Source organism: Nostocoides jenkinsii Ben 74, assembly GCF_001046875.1.
In the GTDB taxonomy this organism is placed as follows: Bacteria; Actinomycetota; Actinomycetes; order Actinomycetales; family Dermatophilaceae; genus Nostocoides_A; species Nostocoides_A jenkinsii.
This window is the reverse complement of sequence record NZ_HF571038.1, coordinates 3,705,777-3,709,018: the sequence shown is the minus strand read 5'-3', so window position 1 is coordinate 3,709,018 and position 3,242 is coordinate 3,705,777. Positions and strand designations below refer to the sequence as shown.

At 66.6% G+C, this 3,242-nt stretch carries 1 protein-coding gene and 1 pseudogene; both read right to left on the bottom strand.

Features of this window, described 5'->3' with window-relative positions:
* On the bottom strand, positions 1–2,139 hold a 2,139-nt coding region (locus BN13_RS17680; protein WP_048549387.1), incomplete at its 3' end, for an NADP-dependent isocitrate dehydrogenase.
* Positions 2,140–2,234: 95 nt separating this feature from the next.
* A pseudogene (locus BN13_RS17675) lies at positions 2,235–3,242 on the bottom strand (IS630 family transposase); the annotation flags it as partial.

Sequence of the window (3,242 nt, the reverse complement as noted above, 5' to 3'; positions counted from 1 at the left end):
GCGGTAGTAGCCGCCGATGTCGGCGGGGGAGCCCTGGACGCCGAGCAGGTCGTCGTTGATCTGGGCCTCGCCGGCGGTGAGGGCTTCGGCGGTCGAGGAGAAGGCGGCCGCCAGCTCGGGGTCCTCGGTCTGCTTAGCCAGCTCCTGCGCCCAATACATCGCGAGATAGAAGTGGCTGCCCCGGTTGTCGATCTGGCCGACCCGGCGGGCGGGCGACTTGTTCTCGTCGAGCAGCCGCTCGGTGGCCTTGTCGAGGGCGTCGGCGAGGACGCCGGCCCGGGTGTTGCCATCGGTCTCGCTGAGGTGGCGCAGGGACTCGGCGAGCGCGAGGAATTCGCCGAGGCTGTCCCAGCGCAGGTAGTTCTCCTGCACCAACTGCTGCACGTGCTTGGGAGCCGAGCCGCCGGCCCCGGTCTCGAAGAGGCCACCGCCGTTCATCAGCGGCACGGCGGAGAGCATCTTGGCGCTGGTGCCGAGTTCGAGGATCGGGAAGAGGTCGGTGTTGTAGTCGCGCAGGACGTTGCCGGTCACCGAGATCGTGTTCTCGCCCTTGCGGATCCGCTCGACGGAGAGCTTCGCGGCGTCGGCAGGGGCGAGAATGCTGATGTCCAGGCCCTCGGTGTCGTGCTGCTGCAGGTATTCCTCGACCTTGGCGATGAGGTTGGCGTCGTGGGCGCGGGACTTGTCGAGCCAGAAGACCGCCGGGTCGCCGGTGGCGCGGGCGCGGGTGACGGCGAGCTTGACCCAGTCCTGGATCGGCGCATCCTTGGTCTGGCAGGCGCGCCAGATGTCGCCGGCCCCGACCTGGTGCTCCATGAGCACGTCGCCGGCCGAGTTGGCGACCTGGACGCTGCCGGGTGCGGACATCTCGAAGGTCTTGTCGTGGCTGCCGTATTCCTCGGCCTTCTGCGCCATGAGCCCGACGTTGGGCACCGAGCCCATGGTGGTGGGGTCGTATGCGCCATTGGCCCGGCAGTCGTCGATGACGACCTGATAGATGCCGGCATAGGAGGAGTCGGGGATGACGGCGAGGGTGTCGGCCTCTTGGCCGTCGGGGCCCCACATGTGGCCGGAGGTGCGGATCATCGCCGGCATGGAGGCGTCGACGATGATGTCGCTCGGGACGTGCAGGCCGGTGATGCCCTTGTCGGAGTTGACCATCGCCAGGCGGGGGCCGTCGGCCATCGCCTTGTCGAAGGCAGCCTTGATCTCGGCGCCGTTGTCGAGCGAGTCGAGTCCGGCGAGGACGGCGGCGAGGCCGTTGGTGCCGTCGAGGCCGGCGGCCAGCAACTGCTCGCCGTATGCCGCATAGACGTCCTTGAAGTAGGCGCGGACCACGTGGCCGAAGATGATCGGGTCGGAGACCTTCATCATCGTCGCCTTGAGGTGGACCGAGAAGAGGACGTCCTCGGCCTTGGCGCGGGCGACCTGCTCGGCGAGGAAGGTGTCGAGGGCGGCCGCACTGATGAAGGTGCCGTCGACGACCTCGCCGGCCAGGACCTTCAAGCCGTCCTTGAGCACCGTCTCGGCGCCGTCGGTGCCGAGGTGCTTGATCGTCAGGGTGTCATCGGCGGGGAGGACGACGGACTTCTCGTTGCTGCGGAAGTCGTTCTGCCCCATGGTCGCGACATTGGTCTTGCTGTCGCTGCTCCACGCACCCATGGAGTGGGGGTGGTTGCGGGCGTAGTTCTTGACCGATGCGGGGGCGCGGCGGTCGGAGTTGCCCTCGCGCAGCACGGGGTTGACCGCGCTGCCCTTGACCTTGTCATAACGGGCGCGGGCGTCGCGCTCCTCGTCGGTCTTGGGCTCGTCCGGATAGTCCGGCAGGGAGATGCCCTGGGACTGCAGCTCGGCGATGGCCGCCTTGAGCTGGGGGACCGAGGCGGAGATATTGGGCAGCTTGATGATGTTGGCCTCGGGCGTCGTGGCCAGCTCACCCAACTCGGCGAGCGCGTCCCCCACGCGCTGGTCCTCGGGCAGGAGGTCGGCGAAGGCCGCCACGATGCGCCCCGCGAGGGAGATATCGCGCGTCTCGACCTCCACGCCGGCCGTGGAGGCGAAGGCCTCGACGATCGGGAGGAAGGAGTACGTCGCCAGCAGCGGCGCCTCATCGGTCAGGGTGTAGATGATCTTGGCCATCTCTTTGGCTTCTCCTTCTCGGTCATGCTCCGCACACGTCGTGTCACCACAGGTTATCGAGACCTTCGGGCCACCTCTGACGTTGGCCTCGTGCCCTAGTGGTCTGTCCCAGTGTTGGTTACCTGGTTGAGGGCGACTCGGCCGCGGGTGACTTTCTCCAGGATGGACTCGGCTGATGCGGTCCAGACCAGTGGTCGAGGTTGGTCGTTGTGGGCGTTGAGGTAGTCCTCGATCGCGGTGATGAGATCGGGGACGCTCTTGAACACGCCGCGGCGCAGTGCCTTCTGGTCCAGATCCCGGAACCAACGTTCGACGAGGTTCAGCCATGACGACGAGGTCGGTGTGAAGTGCAGGTGAAACCGGGGGTGTTTCGTGAGCCACTTCGTCACGTCGGCGTGGTTGTGGGTGGCGTAGTTGTCCAAGATCAGATGCACCTGCAGGTCGGCGGGCACGGCGCGGTCGATCCTTCGCAGGAACGTCAGGAATTCATCGTGACGATGTTTGGGTAGGCACTGTCCGATCACCTTTCCCGTGGCGACTTCCAACGCGGCGAACAGCGTCGTGGTGCCGTTGCGCTTGTAATCGTGCGTCATCGTGCCGGCTCGTCCGGGCTTCAGTGGCAGCGACGGCTGGGTGCGGTCCAGCGCCTGGATCTGGCTCTTCTCGTCCATGCACAGCACGATCGCCTGCTCGGGCGGGTTCAGGTACAACCCACCACGTCAACGAGCTTGGTCTCGAATTGCGGGTCGTTGGACAACTTGAACGTGTCGACCAGGTGCGGTTTGAGCCCTCGGGCCGACCAGATCCGCTGCACTTGTGAGGACGACACGCCCGTTTTCGCGGCCATCGTCCGGCACGACCAGTGCGTCTCGCCCGCCGGTTTGGAATGCAGCGTGAGATCGACGATCTCCTCAATCTTCGCCTGCGGGATCGTCGCCTTGCGACCCCGGCCCTCCTTGACCTGCGCGAACTTCACCAGACCCTCACCTACGAACCGTTCCCGCCACGCCCGCACCGTCTTCACTGTCGCGCCCACCTGCGCCGCGATCGCGGTGTTCGCCATCCCGTCCCCGGCCAGCAGCAGCGCCCTGGCACGCTGCACC